The sequence below is a fragment of the Pirellulales bacterium genome (assembly GCA_019636345.1).
GTDB lineage: Bacteria > Planctomycetota > Planctomycetia > Pirellulales > Lacipirellulaceae.
Map to the genome: position 1 here is coordinate 667,206 of JAHBXQ010000001.1, position 18,736 is coordinate 685,941.

The window sequence follows — 18,736 nt, forward strand, 5'->3', positions numbered from 1 at the left end:
AGCCGTCTGGCTCGCATGTTGTCGACGTTCTCGCACGACCGGCTTGCCGCCGCTCATCGTGCCGCCCTTGAGCAGTTGGCCCGCGCCCGCGACGTGCGCGGTTGTTGGGCTGGCGTTCTGTCCAGCAGTCCGCTGGCCACGGCCGCTGCGATCAGTGCGCTGGCCCTCGCCGAGCGGAACGTCGACTCGGCGCCCGACGGGCTCGATCCCCTGCACGACAGTTGGCTCGGCGGGGTCCTCATGCGGACCGAGTTGAACGAACTGGTCGGCAGCGGATTGCGGTGGCTCGCCGACCAGCAGAATCCCGACGGCGGCTGGGCCGACGCGAAGCCGGGGCGGTCGAACCTCGTCACGACGATGGCGGTCGAGGCGGCGTTTCACCTGACTGGCGTTCCGGCCAAGTGTGCGAACATGATGGAGCGCGCCCGGGCGTTCATCGCCGAGGAGGGGGGCGCGGCGGCGCTGCGCGATCATCGCGGCCCGCGCCGCACTGTGGCCGCGGGCGTGCTCGCCCTGCATGCCGCTGCCAGTTTGACCCCGTGGAGCAAAACCCCCTGTCGCTGGGCGACGCTCGTGCTGTTCGGCGCGGGGCGGCGAAGCCGCGACACCGCGGGCTCCGTGGCCGACGAAATTCTGCGCACCGCCGTCGCGGTCGCGCGGGGGGCGAACCTTCAGCGGTTCCATCCCCTGCGCGGCGCCGTGAGCGGCGCGGCGCGATCGCACGCCCTGGCGTTCCTTCAATCGAAACAATCGTCCGCGGGGGGCTTCCTCGATTCCCCCGCCATCACGGCCCTGGTCGCCGGCGCGCTGGCGAGCGCGGGGCTGGCCGACGCGGCGCTCGTGCGGCAAGCGGTCGAGTTTCTGCTCTCCACCGTGCGCGGCGACGGCAGTTGGCCCGCTTGCGTCGACACGGCCGTGCGCGACACCACGGCGGCCTTGGCCGGCAGTCAGTGGCATGACCAACTGTTCGCGCCTCGCAATGAACTGAGCGACGTCGCCGCGGCCGAGTCGCACGGCCCGTCGGTCGAGGCGGAGCGGACCATGCGGTGGTTGCTTGACGCCCAGCGGACGTCGACCCGCGTGCGCGGCGGTCGCAAGCGACTCGGCTGGGCGTCCACCTGCCGCCCCGACGGCGAGTCGAGCGTCTACGACACCGCCGGGGCGCTGATGGCTCTGGCAAGTTGGCGGCGGCGCTGGCCCAATGCGTTGCCGGCCGAGGTACGCCAAGCGGCGTTCGCGGGATTGGATTGGCTGATCGGCGCGGTCCTCTCGACCGCGCGCTACTCGGGGCTTTCGCTTTGGCCGCTGTTCGGGGCGCGCAGTCGCCTCTTCAAGCTCGACGTGGCCGCGACGGCGCAGGCCTTGCGGGCCATGTTCCAGTGGCGGCAGTTGATCCATCGCGATACGGCCGGTTCGTTCGATACGCGCTTGCAGAAGGCCATGTCGTGGGGCGTGAAACAGCTCATCGCGGCCCAGCGCGAAGACGGTTCATGGAGCGCCGACGGTCGTCGGACCGGGTCCATCGAGCAAGCCAGTCACGCCGTCGCCTCGACCGCCGCCGCGCTGCAAGCCTGCGCCGAGTTGGGGCTGGTCGAGCAGGAGCCCGTGTTGCGCGCGGCCCGCTGGTTGGCCGGAGCGCAGCATGCGTGCGGGGGGTGGGGCCCGGCGCCGCGGCAATCGGGCAGCTACGCTCGCAAACGCGACGCCGTGCAAGCCGAGGCCGAGGCGGCGCGCTGCACGATCGAGGAAACCGCCGCCGCGATCGCCGCGCTGGCGCCATTTGCGGCCGATTCGCTGTGCGAGAAGGCCCTCGCCGTGGGCGCCGAATGGCTGGCCGAGGCAATGTTAGCCGACGCACGGTGCGCGCCGGCGACCATGTCGCTGGCTTGGTCGCGGTTGTGGTACCATGACTCTCTGGCGGCTCCGGTGGCTGCCGTCGCGGCTTTGGGCCGGGTGACGTCCGCGGGACCTGCAGCCGCCGAGACGATTCCCGCCCGGTAGGGCCCGTCTCCGCCCCCGGCGATCGTTGCGGCTCGTCGAGCCGTCGTCCGTCGCGCCTCTTGCCTTGCGCCGATCGTGGAACTTGCCGCTGAGCTCGCTGAGTTGTTTTTCGATTCGCTGGCCGAGGTCGGAGAGTTGATCCCCGTCGGCCCGAGCGAGATGCCGGTCGACTACGCCGTGCTTCTGGCCCACGACGACCACATGACGGTGACGATCGAGGCGTTCCACGGTTCGCTTGTCAACGTGCTCCCCTTGAAGGTGGTCGAGGAGGAGGATTTCTACGCCCGCACAAGTCTGTTGGTCCGGCAGACGGACGACGAGATCGTCCAGTTCGGGATCATGCGGATTCGCTTGCCGGACCTGCCGGGCGCCGTGCAGGCGGAGATTGCCTCGGGCCGAACCCCGCTGGGGCGGGTCCTGTTGCGTCACAACGTGCTCCGGCACGTGGAACTGCGGCGATTATGGCGGGTGAACCCCGGGCCCCAGCTTCGGTTACATTGGGACCTGGATCCCAACGAGTGCGTTTACGGCCGGTCCGCGGGGATTTGGTTCGACAGCGTCCCCGCGGTGGATCTCTTGGAGATCGTGCGACTATGACGGCGTTTGCTCCGGAGTACGATTGCGTGGTGCTGGGCGGCGGGCCGGCGGGCTCGACCTGCGCGGGTCTCGTGGCCGAGGCGGGCTTCAAGACGCTGCTGGTCGAGCGCGAGCGGATGCCCCGCGAGCACATCGGCGAGTCGCTGATGCCCGAGACCTACTGGGTCTTCGAGCGGTTGGGCGTGCTCGACAAAATCGAGGCCGCCGGCTACGCCAAGAAGGTCGGCGTCCAGTTCGTGAACAACACGGGGCGCGAGTCGGCGCCGTTCTTTTTTCGCTCGCACGACGATCGAGTCTCAAGCGAAACCTGGCACGTCGATCGGGCCCACTTCGACAAGCTGCTGTTCGACCACGCGGCTGAAAAGGGCGCCGACTGCCGCGACGGCTCGCGCGCACTGGAAGTGCTCCTGGACGGCGACAAGGCTCGCGGAGTCAAACTGCAAGTCGTCAACGACGACGGCGTGACCGAAACGATCGACGTCGCCGCCCGCGTGGTCGTCGACGCCACGGGGCAGAGCGCGATCCTGTCTTCGAGATTGGGGCTGCGAAAGATCAATCCCAAGCTCAAGAAGGCGGCCGTTTGGCGACACTTCCGCGGCGCCTCGCGCGACGAGGAAGGGGGCGGGGTCAAGACGCTCGTCATGCACACCGACCAAGGCAAGTCGTGGTTCTGGTACATCCCTCAGGCCGACGACGTCGTGAGCGTCGGGGTCGTCGGCGACAGCGAGTACCTGTTCAAAGGCCGCGGCACGCCGGCGGAGGTGTTCGCCGAAGAGGTCGCCAAGTGCCCGGGGCTGAAGCAACGGCTCGCCGACGCCCTGCCCGTCGACGAGATCAGCGTCGCCAAGGAATTCTCCTACGTCACCGATCGCTCGGCCGGGGAGGGCTGGGTCCTCGTCGGCGACGCCTGGGGATTTATCGACCCGGTCTACTCCAGCGGCGTTTACTTCGCGCTCAAGTCGGCGGAACTCGCGGCCGATTGCGTTATCGAGGGGCTTCGCACCGGCGACGTCAGCGGGGCGCAGCTCGGCAAGTGGCTCCCCCATTTCGGCGAGAGGACGACGCTCGTCCGAAAATTGGTGCACGCCTTCTACTCGGGCCAGTTCCGCGTCGGCAAGTTCCTCATGGAGTATCCGCAGCACAACTCCGAGCTGGTCGACCTGCTGATCGGCCGCGTCTTCGGACCGGATAAAGGGGCGATTTTCGAGGATCTGGAACCGTGGCTCGACCGCGCGCTGGCCGGCGAGTTCGACAACGATGCCGCGACCGGCGACGACGCCAACGTCCCGGCGATGGCGTAGTGCGGAAGCGCCGGGGCGAATGCTTACGGCATCGTGCTGGTTCCGCCTGTCCGAATCGGAAGTCCCGCAAGTTCGCCGAGCGGCTGTACCCGGTCTCGCCTCGCAATCCTGTCGCCTCCATGGTCTAACTGATCGGCATGCGAATCGCCTATCTCGCCGCCGGCGCCGCAGGCATGTACTGCGGGAGTTGTCTGCACGACAACGCCCTGGCGGCTGCGCTGATGGCGCGGGGCGAGGACGTGGTGCTCGCCCCCATTTACACGCCAATCCGCACCGACGAGCGCGACGTCAGCGAGCGGCGCGTCTTCTTCGGCGGGATCAACGCCTTCCTCCAGCAGAAGTTTCCGCTGTTTCGCCGCACCCCGCGGTGGCTCGACGGCTGGCTTGATCACCCGGCCGTGTTGCGGCTGGTCGCGTCTCGCGGCAGCAGCGTCGATCCGGCGAAGCTGGGCGACATGACCGTCTCGATGCTTCGCGGCGAGGAGGGGAACCAGACCAAGGAACTGGCGAAGCTCGTCGACTGGCTGCTGACCGAGGTGCGGCCCGACGTCGTCCACCTGTCGAACTCGATGATGCTGGGACTGGCCCGGATGATCTCCCGCCGCTGCGGGCCGCCGGTCATTTGCGCGCTGTCGGGAGAGGACATTTTCCTGGAAAAGCTCGTCCCGCCCCACTACGAGTCGGCCCGAGAGTTGCTTCGCGAGCGAGCCGCCGACGTCGACGCCTTCACGGCCCTCAACGGCTATTTCGCCGATTACATGGCCGATTACCTCGCCGTCCCGCGAGACCGCATTCATGTCATCCCCCACGGCCTGAACTTGGCCGAGGCGGACGGCACGGCCCCCCCGCCGACCGACGGACCGCCCCGCATCGGCTATCTCGCTCGCATCTGCGCGGACAAGGGGCTCCATGTGCTGGTCGAGGCATGCGAACTGCTGGCAGATCGCCGCCCGAGTCGGGCGTTTGAACTGCACGTCGCCGGTTACCTGGGCGCCGGCGATCGCAAGTACTTTGCGGAGCTCAAGCGGCGGATCACGGCGGGGCCGTTGCGAACTCGGTTCCGCTATCACGGCGAGGTCAGTCGAGCGGAGAAGCTGGCGTTTCTACGCTCGCTGCGCGTCATGAGCACGCCGACCGTCTATCGCGAAAGCAAAGGATTGCCCGTTTTAGAGGCCTGGGCCTGTGCGCGGCCGACCGTGTTGCCGGCGCACGGTGCGTTCCCCGAAATGTGCGCCGCGACGGAAGGGGGCGTCATGCACGAGCCGCATGACGCCAAGGACCTTGCGGACAAACTGCTCGTGTTTCTCGACGATCCTGTCCGTGCTGCAGAAATGGGGAAACGCGCTCGCCAAGCGATGGAAAACAGCTACAATGACTGGCAGATGGCGGACCGAACATTGGCGTTGTACAAAACGCTCGTGCGTGAAAGAGGAGTCTGACGGGACCTTTCGGAGCGTTCATTTCCGGCGCATCGGCTTTTCCACTGTTCTCATCCTCGGCGGGCGCATGCCATGGATGCTGAATCCGGGACCGACCATGCCCTCGCCGCAACCGGCGAATCGGGCATCTTCAATCTCCAGCCCTGGCTGGCGACGTGGCAGAACGACTATCTGTTCTACCGCCTCGACGACCAGCAGCGGATCCAGTTCGTCTCCCCCTCGGTGCGGCGCATCCTCGGCTACGAGCCGAAGGAGATGCTCGGCTGCAATTACCGGGACTTCATGGACCTGGACCATCCGCTCCACGCCCAATTGCAGGATTTGTCCGATCGATTGCTCGCCGGGGCCCTGACGGGGCTGAGACGCTGCGTCGCCCGCCGCCAGGACGGAAGTCTCGCGTTCTTGGCCCTGCGGGAGCGGCCTGTCGCGGACCAGCGGGGTCGGCAGATCGGCGTCGAGGCGATGGCCCAAGACGAGACGGCCCGCGTCAACGCCGAATTGTCGCTCCGGCAAAGCGAACGCAAGTACCGCCGGTTGGTGGAAGGGCTCAAAGGGGGCGACTACGTCATCTACTCCCATACCGCCGAGGGAGTGATCACCTACGTCAGCCCCTCGGTTCGCGAAGTGCTCGGGTTCCCCGTCGAGGAGGTCGTCGGCAAAAATTGGCGCGACTTTATCGGGCCCGACAATTACGGCCGGGCCGCGGCGGATCGCTCCAAGCGCGACGTCGAGGGTCGCAAGTCGCTGTACAAACTGGTCGTCGAAATCCGTCATCACAACGGCTCGCCCCGACTGTTGGAGATTCAGGAGCGCCCCATCTTCGGCTTCGACGGCCGGTATCTGGCGATGGAGGGGATCGCCAAGGACGTGACCGAAGCGACTCGCACCGCGCACGAGTTGCAGGCTCTGAAAGAGGAGCTTGAACAGCGCGTCGCCGCGCGTACGGCGGAGTTGTCCGACGCGATCTGCGAGATGCGGCGCAGCGAGGCCCGGTATCGCAACGTCGTCGAGACGCAGGAGGAATTCATCACTCGATGGCGTCCCGACGGCACGCGGACGTTCGTCAACGAGGCGTATTGTCGATATTTTCAGCGGACGCGCGATCAATTGCTCGGTCGGAACTTCTTGGAATTTATCGTCGAGGCGGAACGAGAGACGTTTCTTCGCTCGACGGAGTCGCTGACGCCGGCGCAGTCGTCGATCGCTTACGACCAGCACGTCTATCGCCCCGACGGTTCGATCGGTTGCATTCAGTGGTCGGATCGCGCGTTTTTCGACGCCGACGGACGACCGATCGAGTACCAATCGGTGGGGCGCGACGTGACGGAACTGCGTCGCGCCGCCGAGCAGCTTCACGAGCAGGAACTGCAGTTGGCTCACGTCTCGCGGCTGGCGACGATGGGGGAACTGGTCGCGGGGATCGCTCACGAAGTGCACCAGCCGCTTCATGCCGCCCGCACGTTCGCCGAGGCGGCTCGTCGCCACTTGGCGATCGGGAAGCCCGAATCGCACGCCGCCGCCGTCGAGTGCACGCGCGAGGTCGAGGCCTGCATCAGTCGCACGGCCAGCATCATCCGGCGCATGCGAAACTTCACCAAATCGCAACCGGTGAAGATGGAGCGGCTCGATCTGAACGAGGTGCTCGTCGAGTCGCTCGAAGCGATGGCGTTCGAAACGCGCCGGGCCAAGGTTCGTCAGGTCGTCGCTCTGGCCCCCGGATTGGCGCCGATCGAGGGGGATCGGATCCAACTGCAGCAGGTCTTCGTCAATTTGCTGTTGAACGCCTGCGAAGCGATGGAGTCGACGCCGGTCGAGGAGCGCACTCTGACGATCACGACCACGGCCGAGGCCGACGGGATCGACGTCGCGTTTCGCGACGCCGGTCCGGGAATACCGCACAACGCGCGGGAACGCGTGTTCGACGCCTTCTTTACGACCAAAGAAGGAGGCATGGGGATGGGGTTGTCGCTGTGTCGAACGATCGCCGCGGCGCATCAGGCCCGCCTGCGGTTCGAATCGAACGCCCCGGAACCGGGCTGCACGTTTCACTTCTTCGTACCTCTTGCTCTCCGTCGAGTGTCGTGACAGATCACGCTGTAGTTTACGCCATCGACGACGATGCGGCCTCGCGCAAGGCCGTTACGGCGCTCGTCGGCGCGCTGGGGGTCGAGGCCGTCGGTTTCAGTTCGGCCGAGGAGTTTCTGTCCGCCTATCAGGGGCGCCGCCCCGCGGTGATCGTCACCGACGTGCGAATGCTGGGGATGAGCGGCGTCGAGTTGCAGGAGGAGTTGCACCGGCGCGGAGTCGCGATCCCTGTGATCGTGATGACGGCCTATGCGTCGACGCAGTTGACGGTGCGCGCCATGCGAAACGGGGCCGTCACCCTGCTCGAAAAGCCGTGCAACGAAAACGAACTGTGGGAGGCGATCCGCGACTCCCTGGCCGCTGATCGCGAGGCATGGCAATTGGAACTGCAGCGGATCGACACGCAGGCGCGACTCCGCTTGATGTCCGAGAAGGAGCGGCAAGTGCTCGACTGCATGATTGCCGGGGACGCCAACAAGGTGACGGCCCGCAAGCTTGACGTCAGCGTCCGCACCGTCGAGAACCACCGGCGGAAAGTGTTCGAAAAGATGGGGGTCGACTCCGTCGCCGAACTGGTGCGGCTGGTGCTGCTGGCCGAGCCGGGCGAGTCGTGATCGCTTCTTGGCCTCGCCCGGGGGGGTGAGCGGTCGCTTGCCGGCAGCGCGCCGGGCCGCGGTTCTCCGGTTCGTTGCGACCGTTGCAGCACCGCTCGCAACGGGCGGCGCGTGTGGGTTTCCACATGCAAGCCGCGGCAAGTGCGGATAATCCCCGCATCTTCTCCCGCTAGGATAACTGTGCGGGTCGGCTGGTCGGACAGACCGTCCCGTGAATCCGGGCGTCGTCTCGGTCGTTCCGAGCAATTTGGTCGAGCCGCCAGGGCCGCCGCGCCCCGCTCGCTCGACTAGGTTTTCGACAGCATGAGAGGCGAATATGCAAGAATATGATCGGGATCTCGAACCCATCGTATCGATCGTCGACGACGATCCGGCGGCTTGCCGCGCTGTGGCCGAATTGGTGCAAACCTTCGGTCTGCAAGTCAAGACATATCAAGCGGCCAGGGACTTTCTCTCGGACGTCAAGCAGGATCGCCCAGGGTGCGTCGTGCTCGATCTCAGGATGCCCGAGGTCAACGGGATGGAACTCCACCAGCAGATTGTCGAGCGGGGGCTCGTCTCGCCGGTCGTGATCCTCACGGGCTATGCCGACACCCCTTCGACGGTTCGCTCGCTGCAGCAAGGCGCCGTCTCGGTCATCGACAAGCCCTACCGCGAGGACGAACTGTGGCGAGCGATCCAGGAGGCGATCGACAAGAGCCGTAAGTTGCTTCGCCGAGCGAAGTTCCAGCAGACGGTGGAAAGCCGACTGCGGCAATTGGGTCCCCAGGACCGCGAGGTGCTGAATCTGATGCTCGCCGGGACCAAGAACCGCAGCATCGCCACGAAGTTGAACGTGAGCCTGCGGACGGTCGAAAACCGCCGCCGTCGCGTGTTCGACGTGATGCAAGCCGATTCGGTCGCCAAGCTGACGCGGCTCATCGTCGAGTACGAGTACGGGGTGGTCCCGGCGAGCAGCCCGTCCGAAGCCTGGCTGAGCCTGCCGTACGAGCGGGTCGCGGGCTGAAGCCCGGATGCCCCCCAGCGACGCTGCCGGGCGACGGAAGGGCGTCTCGGCCCGGGAGTCGGTCGTGTTGCCATTTGCCAAATTGAAGGGTGGCTGGGGTCGAACGAAGTGAGCCCCCAGCGAATCCCCTGGGGGCTCCGCTGCGCTACGACCCCAGCCACCCTTCCAAGGGCGCAAATGGTATCACCACCCGGGAGTCGGGGGGGCTTGCAGGGCGTCCGAATCGCCGTAAAATAAGGGGCTCGGCTGAGCAGGACGCCCCCGAGCCCCTTATTTGTCCCCGTTAGCAGTGAAGTTGATATGTCGCGCAGAAAAGTCAGCCGAGCGATTAAGAAAGACCCGTTGTGCGTCGACGGCGTCCGGCCCCGGCCGATGTTCGTCGATTACAAGGACCTCGATTTGCTCAGCAAGCTGACCAATCGCCACGGGCGGATCGTCAGCCGGCGCAAGACCGGTTGCCAGGCTGCCAGCCAGCATGCGGTCGCCAAGGCGATCAAGCGGGCTCGCTTCATGGCCCTGCTGCCGTACGTCGGCGCCTGAGCCGGACGCCTCCCCCCTGCCCCGGCGTCGGCTGCGGCAGAGTCGCGAGTCTTCGCGTTCGTCCCGCGTGCTCCAGGCCGGCGTCGCCTTGCGATCGAGCCTCCCCGCCATGAACCAACCCTTCCGAACGACGCGGATGGTTGAGTTCCATGACACCGACATGGCGGGGATCATGCACTTTGCGTCGTTCTTCTGCTACATGGAGTCGGCTGAGCACGAGTTGCTCCGCTCCTTGGGCCTCTCAGTCAATTCGATGTTCGAGGGGGCCCCGGTCAGCTTTCCCCGGGTTGCGGCCTCGTGCGAGTACCGCTCGCCCGCCCACTGCGAGGAGATCCTCGACGTCGAGGTCGGCGTGCAACGACTCGGCACGCGCAGCGTGACCTACTCGTTTCGCTTCACCCACGGCGACCGCGTGGTGGCCGAGGGGGCGATGACGAGCGTCTGCTGCTTCATGCGGCCCGGGCATCGGCCCCAATCGATGCCGATCCCGGCGGACGTCGTCGAGAAACTGGCGGCCTTCGTGGTTTCCGGCGACGCGTGAATCCCGCACAATGATCGCATGGCCGATCTCGTCGCCGAGCACCTGAAGAAGTCGTTTGCCGCTGCCGAGGGGGTCGCGCTCGACGTGCTGGCCGACGCGTCGCTGACGCTCTCCCGCGGCGAGTCCCTGGCCGTCACCGGCCCCAGCGGGTCGGGGAAGAGCACGCTGCTTTCGCTGCTGGGGACCCTCGATCGCCCCGATGCGGGGGAGTACCGCTTGGGGGATGAGCGTCCCTTCGCGCTCGCCGAGCCGGAGTTGGCCCGGTTTCGCAGCCGCTCGATCGGATTCGTGTTCCAGGACCACCACCTGCTGCCTCAATGCTCGGTGCTGGAGAACGTGCTCGTGCCGCTGTTGGCCGACGGCGTCGCCGGGCCGGCCGACGTCGAGCGGGCCCGCGAACTGCTCGTCCAGGTCGGCCTGGGCGAGCGTATCGCCCACCGACCGGCACAACTCTCGGGGGGCGAGCGTCAACGGGCAGCGATCGCCCGCGCCTTGGTGCGCAGGCCGCTGCTGGTGCTCGCCGACGAGCCGACCGGCAACCTCGACGGCGCGACCGCCGAGCGCGTCGCGGAACTGCTCGTGTCGCTGCAGCGCGAGCAGCAGGCGATGTTGATCGTCGTCACGCACAGCGCCGATCTGGCCGCAAAACTCGATCGCCGTTGCGAGCTCCGCGCCGGGCGATTGAGCGAGGCGTGAGCGGCACAGCCCCCGGCCGACGATCACTCGACGGCAAGCCTGTACGCCGTCACAGTCCCGCTGACCTCGTTGCAAACCAGCAGCAGCGGGGCGCCGCACGGGCTGTTCGCAGCGTCGATGAAGGCGAGACCTTCCGGGGCGACGTCGTACCCTTCTTCCCCATTCCCTTGCGGCGGCAGGTACTGGCTGAACGTCGGACGTTCGGGGTCGGTTGCCTCGTAGATCATCACTCCCCCGGCCCGCTCGAGTCCGACGCAGGCGAACCGGCGCCTTCCGACCGCGGCCAGCACCAATCCCTCCGGTTCGGGTCCGCTGTGCGGACTTCGCAAGTCGAGACGCTCGCCGGATCCGTCGGGACGATATCGCTCGGGAGTCTCGGCGCCGAGGATTCGCTCGAAGTCGCAGCCGCTGTCAAACACTTGCCGCAGCTCACCATCGGGCTCGATCCGCCAGACGGCCAGCGACCGTCCGCCAAAGCAGCACAACTGGTCGAGATCGCAGTCGCCGTCCTCGTCGCCCGCGGCGATCGAGACGACGAGCCGATCAAGCCCGCCGGTCTCGACGGAAGCCAGGCGCTTCGTTAGCCGCGGATCGAGCGCGACGCCCCGTCCGGGGAGTTCGTCGACGGTGCAGCGCTCGTCGAAGCCGCCGTAACGCCGCGGGTCCCCCTCGTTTGCCGTAATCAGGTAGGTTGCGTCGGCTGTCTCGACGACGGCGATCGAGTCGGGCTGATACATCCCCGCCACAGGCAGCGAGCGAATGCGAAGTCCTCCGTCCAAATCGCTGGCGTCGAGTCCGAACAGCCCCGAGGACTCCTCGTCCGTCGGCGCCGCGAACGGCTTCAAGCCCAGCGGATGGATCGCCGTGACGCGCCCCGCGTCGAGATCGATTTCCGCGATCGCGTTGTTCTCTTGCAGCGTCGCCCAGGCGCGCGTCCCGTCGCGATTCAGCGCGATGAATTCCGGCTCCAGGTCCTCGGCGACCGTGGCCTGGCCGTCGGCATGCACGTGGCTTGGGCCGAAGATTCGCACCCCGCGGCGGCGCAGCTGGTCACGCTGGTCGTTGAACTGCTCGAAGCCCATGCGTCGTACGACCCCGCGAGCCCAGTCGTCGGCCGAGGCGTCGGTCGGCAGGTCGATCACGGTGACGCTCCCCTCGGGGTCGACGGCGTAGTCGTCGGTCGGCTCTCCTTCGTCGGCGCATACGAGTCGACGCCCGCTGGCGGCGAAGACGACCATATCGGGATTGAAGCCGGCTGGGAACGACGCGAGCCGTTCGAGCGATTGGCCGTCGTAAAACTCAATCGTCCCCGCAGCGCTCCGGTCGTCGGCGGCCAGGGCGAAGGCTGCGACCCCGCCGAAACACGCGACGCTGGTTGCCGAATAACCCGCAGGGTAAGGAATCTCGGCGAGCGGTCGGCCGTCGGTCAGATCGAGGACTTCGACCGCCGTCGCGCCGGTGACGAACAGCCTCGCGTGAACCCCGTCGACGGCGCCGATCTCAGCCGACCCTCCCGGGACGCGAGTTCGCCACGCGAGCGCAGCCGAGAGCCCTGTCTGGCCGCGTGCGAATTCCGGGGGCGGGGCCAGAGCCGCGGCGAGCAAGAACAGGGGCAGCGACCTGGACCGGAACGTTGTTCGATTCACGTTGAGTCGTTCTCGTCGTCGCGTGCGCAGTGACGCCCGGGTCTGGCGTTCTCGGCTCACTTCGATGTATGAGACCAAGCCTAGAACGCCCCGGCGTCGATGATCTCGCCGCCGTCGCGCGAGGAGAGGGCATAGTACACGTAGTGATCGGTGTCGTTGCTCAGGAAATGGACCGACCCGTCGCACATGAGCGCGTTGACGCCCCCCGGGTGGTCGGAGAACATTTCTTCGTAAGAGAATTGGATATTCTCCGGGGGATTGATCGCCGAGTACCGCTGGCCAGCGATGGGGCGCGTGGGGTCGATCTGAATCCGGCTTAGGTTCTTGGGGCTCGCCCAGGCGCCGGACAACTCGTCCTTCTTGATGCGGTTTGGCTTGTCGGCGCCGCCGAATTCTTCCTCGGTTCCCTTGCCTGTCGATTCAGCGACGATCATCGTATTGCTCGAACCGTCCGTGATTTCGCGAAAACTCACTTTCGCAGACGAACACGACTGGTGGGGGAAGAGGCACAGACCGCCCGATTCGAGATATTGCAGGACTCCGCGATCAAGCTTCAGAGAGCTCAGCCCGTTGCTCCCCTCGGTGCCGTACGAGACGCCCGAGACGGGGTTGATAACGTCCCAGTCCGGGCCGCGGATCCCCATGTAATCGATGCACGCCATGCCGTCGCCGGGGCTGGGGCTCAGGCCGTAGATTCGATTGTCTTCCCCGCGAAATTGCTGCCGACGAGCCGTGCTTGGGCACAGATACGTGTTGATGATCGCGTTGGTCGGGCCCGTTTGGTCGAGCATGTTGTTCGGCGCCTCGCGGACGTCGAACTTAAAGTCGATCCGATCATAAACGGCTTGCTGTTCGATGTACGGCAGATGCCACACGGTCCACGACAAGGCGCCCTTGTCGCTCTTCACGCCGGCGGGCTTATGGACCCCAGGGGGAAAGTGCCGCCGCGTGCTTTCGTAGTTCAGAAACCCCAGGCCGATCTGCTTCATGTTGTTGACGCACTGCGACCTGCGGGCGGCTTCGCGAGCCGCTTGGATCGCCGGCAGAAGCAGCGCAATCAGCACCCCGATGATCGCGATCACGACCAACAACTCCACAAGCGTAAAGCCGCGCTGAGCAAGGTTCCAGCGGGCGCGAAGTCGCGAGTAACGGCAACACATGGGTTGGGCGTCCTTGTAAGCGGGAGAGTTCCTGAGCGGCGGCAAGGGCAAGTCGAAACGGACCGATTAGAAGCGGCGACGGGCGAGACCTGCGAAGGCGAGCAACGCCAGGACCGCCGTTGTCGGCTCGGGGACGGCCTGCGTCGCGGCCGCAGCGGCCGCGGAGTCGTAGCCGTAGCCGTAATTGACGGCCCACAGCACCAAGTCCCCGTCCCCGACCGTGCCGTCGAGATCGGCGTCGCCGTGTTCGCGCGTCGCGTACTGGCCCGAGCCGAAGCCGTAGTTCCGCTGCCAACGGAGGAAGTCGCTGCCGTCGACGAGCCCGTCGATCACGAAGTCGCCGTCCTGGATGAACAGGTTCGACGACCCGAGCGTGTCGACGAGGTTCATGCCGTAGGGGACCCCCTGCGAGGTCTCGACGAACTGCCCCACGGCGCCGAAGCCGTGCGGTTCGCCCGCCTGCCGAAGATCCGCAGGACCCGTGTATCCGGCGCGCGAGTCGTTCGTCAGGTTCGAGGCGTGCCAGTCCTTTTCGGTCGACCCGGTGCTGTCGCCCCAGCGGCCGACGTATTCGATCTCGAAGCCGGTTTCGACGTAGATCGCCCCGGGGGGGATGTTGGGCCCACCGGCCGGCGTCGACACGCCGAAGTTGATCGGGGCGTAAAGAAAGCCGTCTTCTTCGCCTGATTCGGAATTCACGCCGACCGAGTCGTAAATCACCCAGTCGGGACGACCTGTGGCGACGTCGAGCATGGCGTCGTCGTCCGCGTCCAAGTCGAGTCCGAGCACCGGGGCGTTGCCGGCGTCTCCAAGGTTCTTGAGCAGCATCGCCGTGAAACCGCTGTTCTCGATTCGCCCGTTTCCTCCTTCCACGGTGGCCCCGACCGTGCTGGTCGGACCGCTGCCCCAGCCGAAGGCGGTGCCTGTGTTGACGAAATCGGCCGTTCCCGGCGCCACGTTCGAATAGACGTTGCCGGCTTGCCGGAGCAGCAAAAAGCCGTTGGAACCCATCGTCGGCGGACTGAGGGCGCCAAGATCGAAGATGAATTCGACCAATCCGGGATTTGCCGTATCGCTGTTCTCGTTCTCCAAAAAGATCAAGTACATGTCGGCGAGCGAGGCCCCGGGGGTCCCGCGAAGCTCGACGTATTCGTACACCAGATCGCCGGCTGATCCGGGGGGATCGAAGTAAATCTCGTTAATCCAAAACTCGGCGGACGCGGGCGACGAGAAACAGCAAGCAAGCAGCGCCGCCCAGGTTGCCGCCGCGAAAGAACGTCGAACAGCAAGACGGCCGCCGCGAAACATTCGATTCATCATTCTGCCGATGGGGTGTTCGGAAATCGGTTCGAGGGTCGCGCTCGAACGCGCCGCCGCGACGCGGGACGCGAATCGCCGGCGATGATATCGCTGAGCGTCAAACCGGCCAATGATCGCAACGCGTGCGCAAGCGAGAATCACAGAAGCTTCACGATGGCTTCACAAATCCTGAATGCGGCCTTCACGCAGTCTTAACAATTTCGCGTGGCGCGCGGCGGGCAGTTGGAGGCGCGCACGCGCGCAGAGAATTCGCTCGACCTTAACAGTTCATTAATACTCCCCCGTTACCGTGTGGCCGCAGAACGACTGTTGAACTCCGGCGAGCCGTGGCGGCTCGGCGGGCAGCCACTCTCCTATTGAGGAACAAGCTAATGTCTCAATCGCGCAAGTCTTGGATCGCGCTGACCGCCGTGGCGGCGAGCGCGCTGGTCGCTCTCGCCGGCACGGCTCGGGCGGCGGTGATCATCTCGGAAGTCAGCCCCTGGTCGAGCGGCAACAGTCCTTATCAGGCCGACTGGTTTGAACTGACCAACACCGGCGCCGCCGCGGTGGACATCACCGGTTGGAAGATGGACGACAACTCGTTCAACATTGCCAACGCGGTGGGCCTGCGCGGGGTCGCCTCTCTGGCGCCCGGCCAGTCGGCCGTATTCGTCGAAAGCGTGGCCGCCTCGGACCCGACGGCGGCGCTCATCGACGCTGTCGTTCAAGGCGACTTCATCGACTTCTGGTTCGGCGGCAGCGCCCCGGCCGGCTTCGCCATTGGCGCCTACGGCGGCTCGGGGACCGGGCTCGGCACGGGGGGCGACGGCGTCGTGATCTTCGACGCCAGCGACGTCGAAGTGACCCGCGTCAGCTTTGGCGCCTCGACCAGCGGATTCACCTTTGACAACGCCGCCGGGATCAACGGCGCCATCAGCCAGCTCAGTGCCGTCGGCGTCAACGGCGCCTTTCACGTCGCCAATGAGGTCGGCTCCCCCGGGACTATCGGCGGGGTCATTCCCGAGCCGGCGTCGTTCGCTCTGGCGGGACTCGGCGCCCTGGCGTTCGCCGCGCTGCGTCGCCGTAAGTAGGCTTCTCGACGGGCTTTGAAGACGGGCAAAGCAGATCCGACGGCCTGCCGCGAGCGAATCGCGGTAGGCCGTTTTTTGTTGCGCTACGCGTCACTCGTCGGCCGCAAGCGCTCTCGCAAGTCGCCGTGCAGGTTGACTTTACGCCCAGTACGCACGATAGTTGCGGGGAGCCGCGGCCGCTTGTCGGCCCGGCGCTTGTCCGCTTCGATCGACTCTGTCACAGCCCTGCCCCGGCGGGAAGATTGATCCCGCTTTACCGGAAGGATGACGTCCATGGCCGCCTCGAGCTTCGCCCTGAGTTGGATTTGGCTGTTTCTGCTGAGCGGCGCCGGCGCAGTGCCGATGGGGGGATCGCCGTTGCCGGCCGATCCCGTGCTCTCGGCGATCGCCCCGGAAGAGTGCCTACTGTACGCCGCGTACGCCGGGCAGCAAGCCGCCAGCGCCGAGAGCTCGAACCAAACCGAGCAGTTGTTCGCCGAGCCGCAAGTGCAGCGGTTCTTCGCCGAGGTTGAGTCGCAGGTCATGAAGGCCGTGCGCAAGAACGTCGGTCCGGCCCCGCAGCAGCAGGCGTTGCTGCAGAACCTGCCTCCGTTGTTGACGTTGCTGGTGACTCGACCGTCGGCGCTCTACGTCGAGGAGGTCAGCCCGGCGCCTGGCGGGGTGACGGTCGAAGCGGGGGTCGTGATCAGCGCGGGCGACCAGCGCGCGGCGGTCGAGAAGGCCGTCGCCAATCTACTGGCGGCCGCAGGGCCGCAGGCGCCGCAGTTCGTCGAGGAGAGCCTCGCCGGGCTCACATGGCGTCGCGCCGCCCTGCCCCCCCAAGCGCCCCCGCTGCGGTGGGCGTGGAAGGGGAATTACCTGTTGCTGGCCGTCGGCCCGCAAACTCCCGCGAAGCTCGTCGAGCGGATGGAGGGCGACGCCCCTCAGTGGCTCGACAAGGGGCGCGCCGCCCATCGCGAAGTCGAGCGCGAGTTGTCGTTCATGCGTCTCGACGTGGCCGGGATTCTCAACCGGGTGCAGCCGATCGTCGCCCAGCAGAATCCTGAAGCGTGGCCGATCGCCGAACGCCTGGGACTGACCAGCATTCGCGAGCTTACGGCTCGCAACGGCTACGACGGTTCGGGATGCATTTCCTCGACGCTGCTGAACACCGGCGGTCAGCGCCCGGGAGTTCTGGCGCTGATGCCGCACGAGCCGCTCCAGGAACAGGACCTTGCCCCCGTGCCGCGCGATGCGCTGCTGGCCATGGCCGTCCGGCTCAATCCGAGCCAACTGTGGGACGACGTCATGGGAATGGTGGTTCAGTTTCACCCCGAGGCCGAGGCGGAAGCGGACCGCGGGTTGATGGACGTGAAGAACCGCGTGGGGATCGACGTGCGGAAGGACATCGTCGATTCGCTCGGCGACGCCTGGATCGTCTATCTCCCCGGCGGAGATCTGATGTCGTCGTGGCTGAACGCCGCGGTTGCGGTGCGGGTGAAAGATCCCCAGCGGCTTGATCGGGCGATGACCAAGCTGTGCGTCATGGCACGTACCGCCGTTCCCGAGGACGAAGCGGCGCTCGTCGAGAGCCGCGTCGGCAATCACACCCTGTACACGGTGCAATTCTTGCGCAACCCGGCGCCGATCTCTCCGGCGTGGTGCGTCAGCGACGAGTGGTTCGTGGCGGGGCTCCTGCCGCAGGCGGTCCGTTCGGTGGTCGAGCGGCAGCCGGCCGAGTCGCTTGCCGCGGCCCCGAGCGTAGCCGCGGCCTTGTCCGCCGAGGGGGGGGCGGCCGTGCTGGGCTATCAGGACACGCAACGATTGGTGCAATCGTTCTACCCCTGGCTGCAGGCGTTCGCCCAGATGGCCGCCGGGCAACTGCGCAAGGAGGGGATCGAGATCGATCCCTCGATCGTGCCGACGATGGACGTCATCGCCCGGCATATGCGGCCGAGCGTGTCGACGTGGTCGTTCGACGGCGACGGGTTCCGCTCGGTCGCGCGGGGTTCGCTGCCCACAGGGGGCGGGCCGGCCGCCGTAGGATTTGGAACCGGCCTGTTGTTGCCGGCGGTGCAAGCGGCCCGCGACGCCGCTCGCTGGCAGGCCGACCTGAACAACATGAAGCAGATCAGCCTGGGAATTCTTAACTACGAGTCAGCTTTCAGGACAATGCCGCAGGACATTGTCGCCGAAGACGGCACGCCGCTGTTGAGTTGGCGGGTCGCGATCTTGCCGTTCGTGGAGGAGCAGGCGCTTTACGAGCAACTGCGCCGCGACGAGCCGTGGAACAGCCCTCACAACGCCCAGGTCCTGGCGGCGGCGGGGACGCCGGCGGTGTATCAGTCGAACAGTGACCCGTCGCCCCCCGGCACGACGCGGTTCTTGGGGCTCAAGGGGCCGGGGACAATTTTCGAGGGGGCGAGGAAGCTCACGTTCGCGGGCATTCGCGACGGCACGTCGCAAACCGTGGCGTTCGTCCAGGTCGAACCGGGGGCGGCGATCGAGTGGGCCAAACCGGCTGACCTGCCTTTCGACCCCGCGCAGCCGAAGCGCGGTCTCAGCGACCCCCGCGGGTTTGCCGCCGCGTGGTGCGACGGCAGCGTGCGTAGGGTTGCGGCCACGATTGCCGACGAGGTATTGGTCAAACTGTCGACTCGCGCCGGGGGCGAGTTGATCGAGTGGGATTCAATCCCCTCGCCATGACCCCGCACGGCGGCTACGGGCGCACCGCCGGT

15 protein-coding genes are annotated in these 18,736 nt (G+C 66.5%); 12 read left to right on the forward strand and 3 right to left on the reverse strand.

The window, feature by feature from the left end; translation table 11 throughout:
* Positions 1–15 precede the first annotated feature (15 nt).
* From KF688_02540 to KF688_02585, 10 genes are all read left to right on the forward strand, one after another.
* Positions 16–2,001, forward strand: a complete 1,986-nt coding sequence (locus KF688_02540; GenBank protein MBX3424535.1) for a hypothetical protein — start codon at positions 16–18, stop codon at positions 1,999–2,001.
* A gap of 75 nt (positions 2,002–2,076) precedes the next feature.
* Positions 2,077–2,598 (forward strand): hypothetical protein, encoded by a 522-nt coding sequence (locus tag KF688_02545; GenBank protein MBX3424536.1) that lies wholly within the window; start codon positions 2,077–2,079, stop codon positions 2,596–2,598.
* Positions 2,595–3,899: a tryptophan 7-halogenase gene (locus KF688_02550; GenBank protein MBX3424537.1), complete on the forward strand. Its 1,305-nt coding sequence runs from the start codon at positions 2,595–2,597 to the stop codon at positions 3,897–3,899. The genes KF688_02545 and KF688_02550 overlap by 4 nt, the downstream gene beginning before the upstream one ends.
* A 137-nt stretch (positions 3,900–4,036) precedes the next feature.
* A complete protein-coding gene (locus KF688_02555) occupies positions 4,037–5,338 on the forward strand; it encodes a glycosyltransferase family 4 protein (GenBank protein ID MBX3424538.1) in 1,302 nt (433 codons plus the stop codon).
* Positions 5,339–5,410: 72 nt separating this feature from the next.
* Positions 5,411–7,423, forward strand: a complete 2,013-nt coding sequence (locus KF688_02560; protein ID MBX3424539.1) for a PAS domain S-box protein — start codon at positions 5,411–5,413, stop codon at positions 7,421–7,423.
* Complete coding sequence (locus KF688_02565; GenBank protein ID MBX3424540.1) at positions 7,420–8,037, forward strand: response regulator transcription factor; 618 nt, start codon at positions 7,420–7,422, stop codon at positions 8,035–8,037. The genes KF688_02560 and KF688_02565 overlap by 4 nt, the downstream gene beginning before the upstream one ends.
* Before the next feature lie 316 nt (positions 8,038–8,353).
* The gene (locus tag KF688_02570) at positions 8,354–9,043 is read left to right on the forward strand and encodes a response regulator transcription factor (protein ID MBX3424541.1); all 690 of its coding nucleotides are present in this window, start codon (positions 8,354–8,356) and stop codon (positions 9,041–9,043) included.
* Positions 9,044–9,343: 300 nt separating this feature from the next.
* Positions 9,344–9,583, forward strand: coding sequence for a 30S ribosomal protein S18 (gene rpsR, locus KF688_02575; GenBank protein MBX3424542.1), 240 nt, complete (start codon positions 9,344–9,346; stop codon positions 9,581–9,583).
* 109 nt (positions 9,584–9,692) lie between these two features.
* The gene (locus KF688_02580) at positions 9,693–10,124 is read left to right on the forward strand and encodes an acyl-CoA thioesterase (GenBank protein ID MBX3424543.1); all 432 of its coding nucleotides are present in this window, start codon (positions 9,693–9,695) and stop codon (positions 10,122–10,124) included.
* Between the two features lie 18 nt (positions 10,125–10,142).
* Positions 10,143–10,820 carry an ABC transporter ATP-binding protein gene (locus KF688_02585; protein ID MBX3424544.1) on the forward strand — a complete coding sequence of 226 codons (678 nt, stop codon included), beginning with the start codon at positions 10,143–10,145 and terminating at the stop codon, positions 10,818–10,820.
* A gap of 23 nt (positions 10,821–10,843) precedes the next feature.
* Here the strand turns inward: KF688_02585 and KF688_02590 are convergent, their stop codons facing one another.
* The 3 genes from KF688_02590 to KF688_02600 all read right to left on the reverse strand — a co-directional run bounded on the left by KF688_02590 (position 10,844) and on the right by KF688_02600 (position 14,943).
* Positions 10,844–12,466 carry a choice-of-anchor I family protein gene (locus KF688_02590; GenBank protein MBX3424545.1) on the reverse strand — a complete coding sequence of 541 codons (1,623 nt, stop codon included), beginning with the start codon at positions 12,464–12,466 and terminating at the stop codon, positions 10,844–10,846.
* Between the two features lie 80 nt (positions 12,467–12,546).
* A complete protein-coding gene (locus tag KF688_02595; protein ID MBX3424546.1) occupies positions 12,547–13,626 on the reverse strand; it encodes a DUF1559 domain-containing protein in 1,080 nt (359 codons plus the stop codon).
* A gap of 66 nt (positions 13,627–13,692) precedes the next feature.
* Positions 13,693–14,943, reverse strand: a complete 1,251-nt coding sequence (locus KF688_02600) for a hypothetical protein (GenBank protein MBX3424547.1) — start codon at positions 14,941–14,943, stop codon at positions 13,693–13,695.
* Positions 14,944–15,317: 374 nt separating this feature from the next.
* Here KF688_02600 and KF688_02605 point away from each other — a divergent pair, with 374 nt between their 5' ends.
* Positions 15,318–16,019 (forward strand): lamin tail domain-containing protein, encoded by a 702-nt coding sequence (locus tag KF688_02605; GenBank protein ID MBX3424548.1) that lies wholly within the window; start codon positions 15,318–15,320, stop codon positions 16,017–16,019.
* 273 nt (positions 16,020–16,292) lie between these two features.
* The gene (locus KF688_02610) at positions 16,293–18,704 is read left to right on the forward strand and encodes a DUF1559 domain-containing protein (protein ID MBX3424549.1); all 2,412 of its coding nucleotides are present in this window, start codon (positions 16,293–16,295) and stop codon (positions 18,702–18,704) included.
* Positions 18,705–18,736: the final 32 nt, after the last annotated feature.

Coding starts and splice junctions, on each gene's coding strand:
- KF688_02540 (MBX3424535.1), top strand. CDS start 16: ATGTTGTCGACGTTCTCGCACGACCGGCTTGCCGCCGCTCATCGTGCC.
- KF688_02550 (MBX3424537.1), top strand. CDS start 2,595: ATGACGGCGTTTGCTCCGGAGTACGATTGCGTGGTGCTGGGCGGCGGG.
- KF688_02555 (MBX3424538.1), top strand. CDS start 4,037: ATGCGAATCGCCTATCTCGCCGCCGGCGCCGCAGGCATGTACTGCGGG.
- KF688_02560 (MBX3424539.1), top strand. CDS start 5,411: ATGGATGCTGAATCCGGGACCGACCATGCCCTCGCCGCAACCGGCGAA.
- KF688_02570 (MBX3424541.1), top strand. CDS start 8,354: ATGCAAGAATATGATCGGGATCTCGAACCCATCGTATCGATCGTCGAC.
- rpsR (MBX3424542.1), top strand. CDS start 9,344: ATGTCGCGCAGAAAAGTCAGCCGAGCGATTAAGAAAGACCCGTTGTGC.
- KF688_02580 (MBX3424543.1), top strand. CDS start 9,693: ATGAACCAACCCTTCCGAACGACGCGGATGGTTGAGTTCCATGACACC.
- KF688_02585 (MBX3424544.1), top strand. CDS start 10,143: ATGGCCGATCTCGTCGCCGAGCACCTGAAGAAGTCGTTTGCCGCTGCC.
- KF688_02595 (MBX3424546.1), bottom strand. CDS start 13,626: ATGTGTTGCCGTTACTCGCGACTTCGCGCCCGCTGGAACCTTGCTCAG.
- KF688_02600 (MBX3424547.1), bottom strand. CDS start 14,943: ATGAATCGAATGTTTCGCGGCGGCCGTCTTGCTGTTCGACGTTCTTTC.
- KF688_02605 (MBX3424548.1), top strand. CDS start 15,318: ATGTCTCAATCGCGCAAGTCTTGGATCGCGCTGACCGCCGTGGCGGCG.
- KF688_02610 (MBX3424549.1), top strand. CDS start 16,293: ATGGCCGCCTCGAGCTTCGCCCTGAGTTGGATTTGGCTGTTTCTGCTG.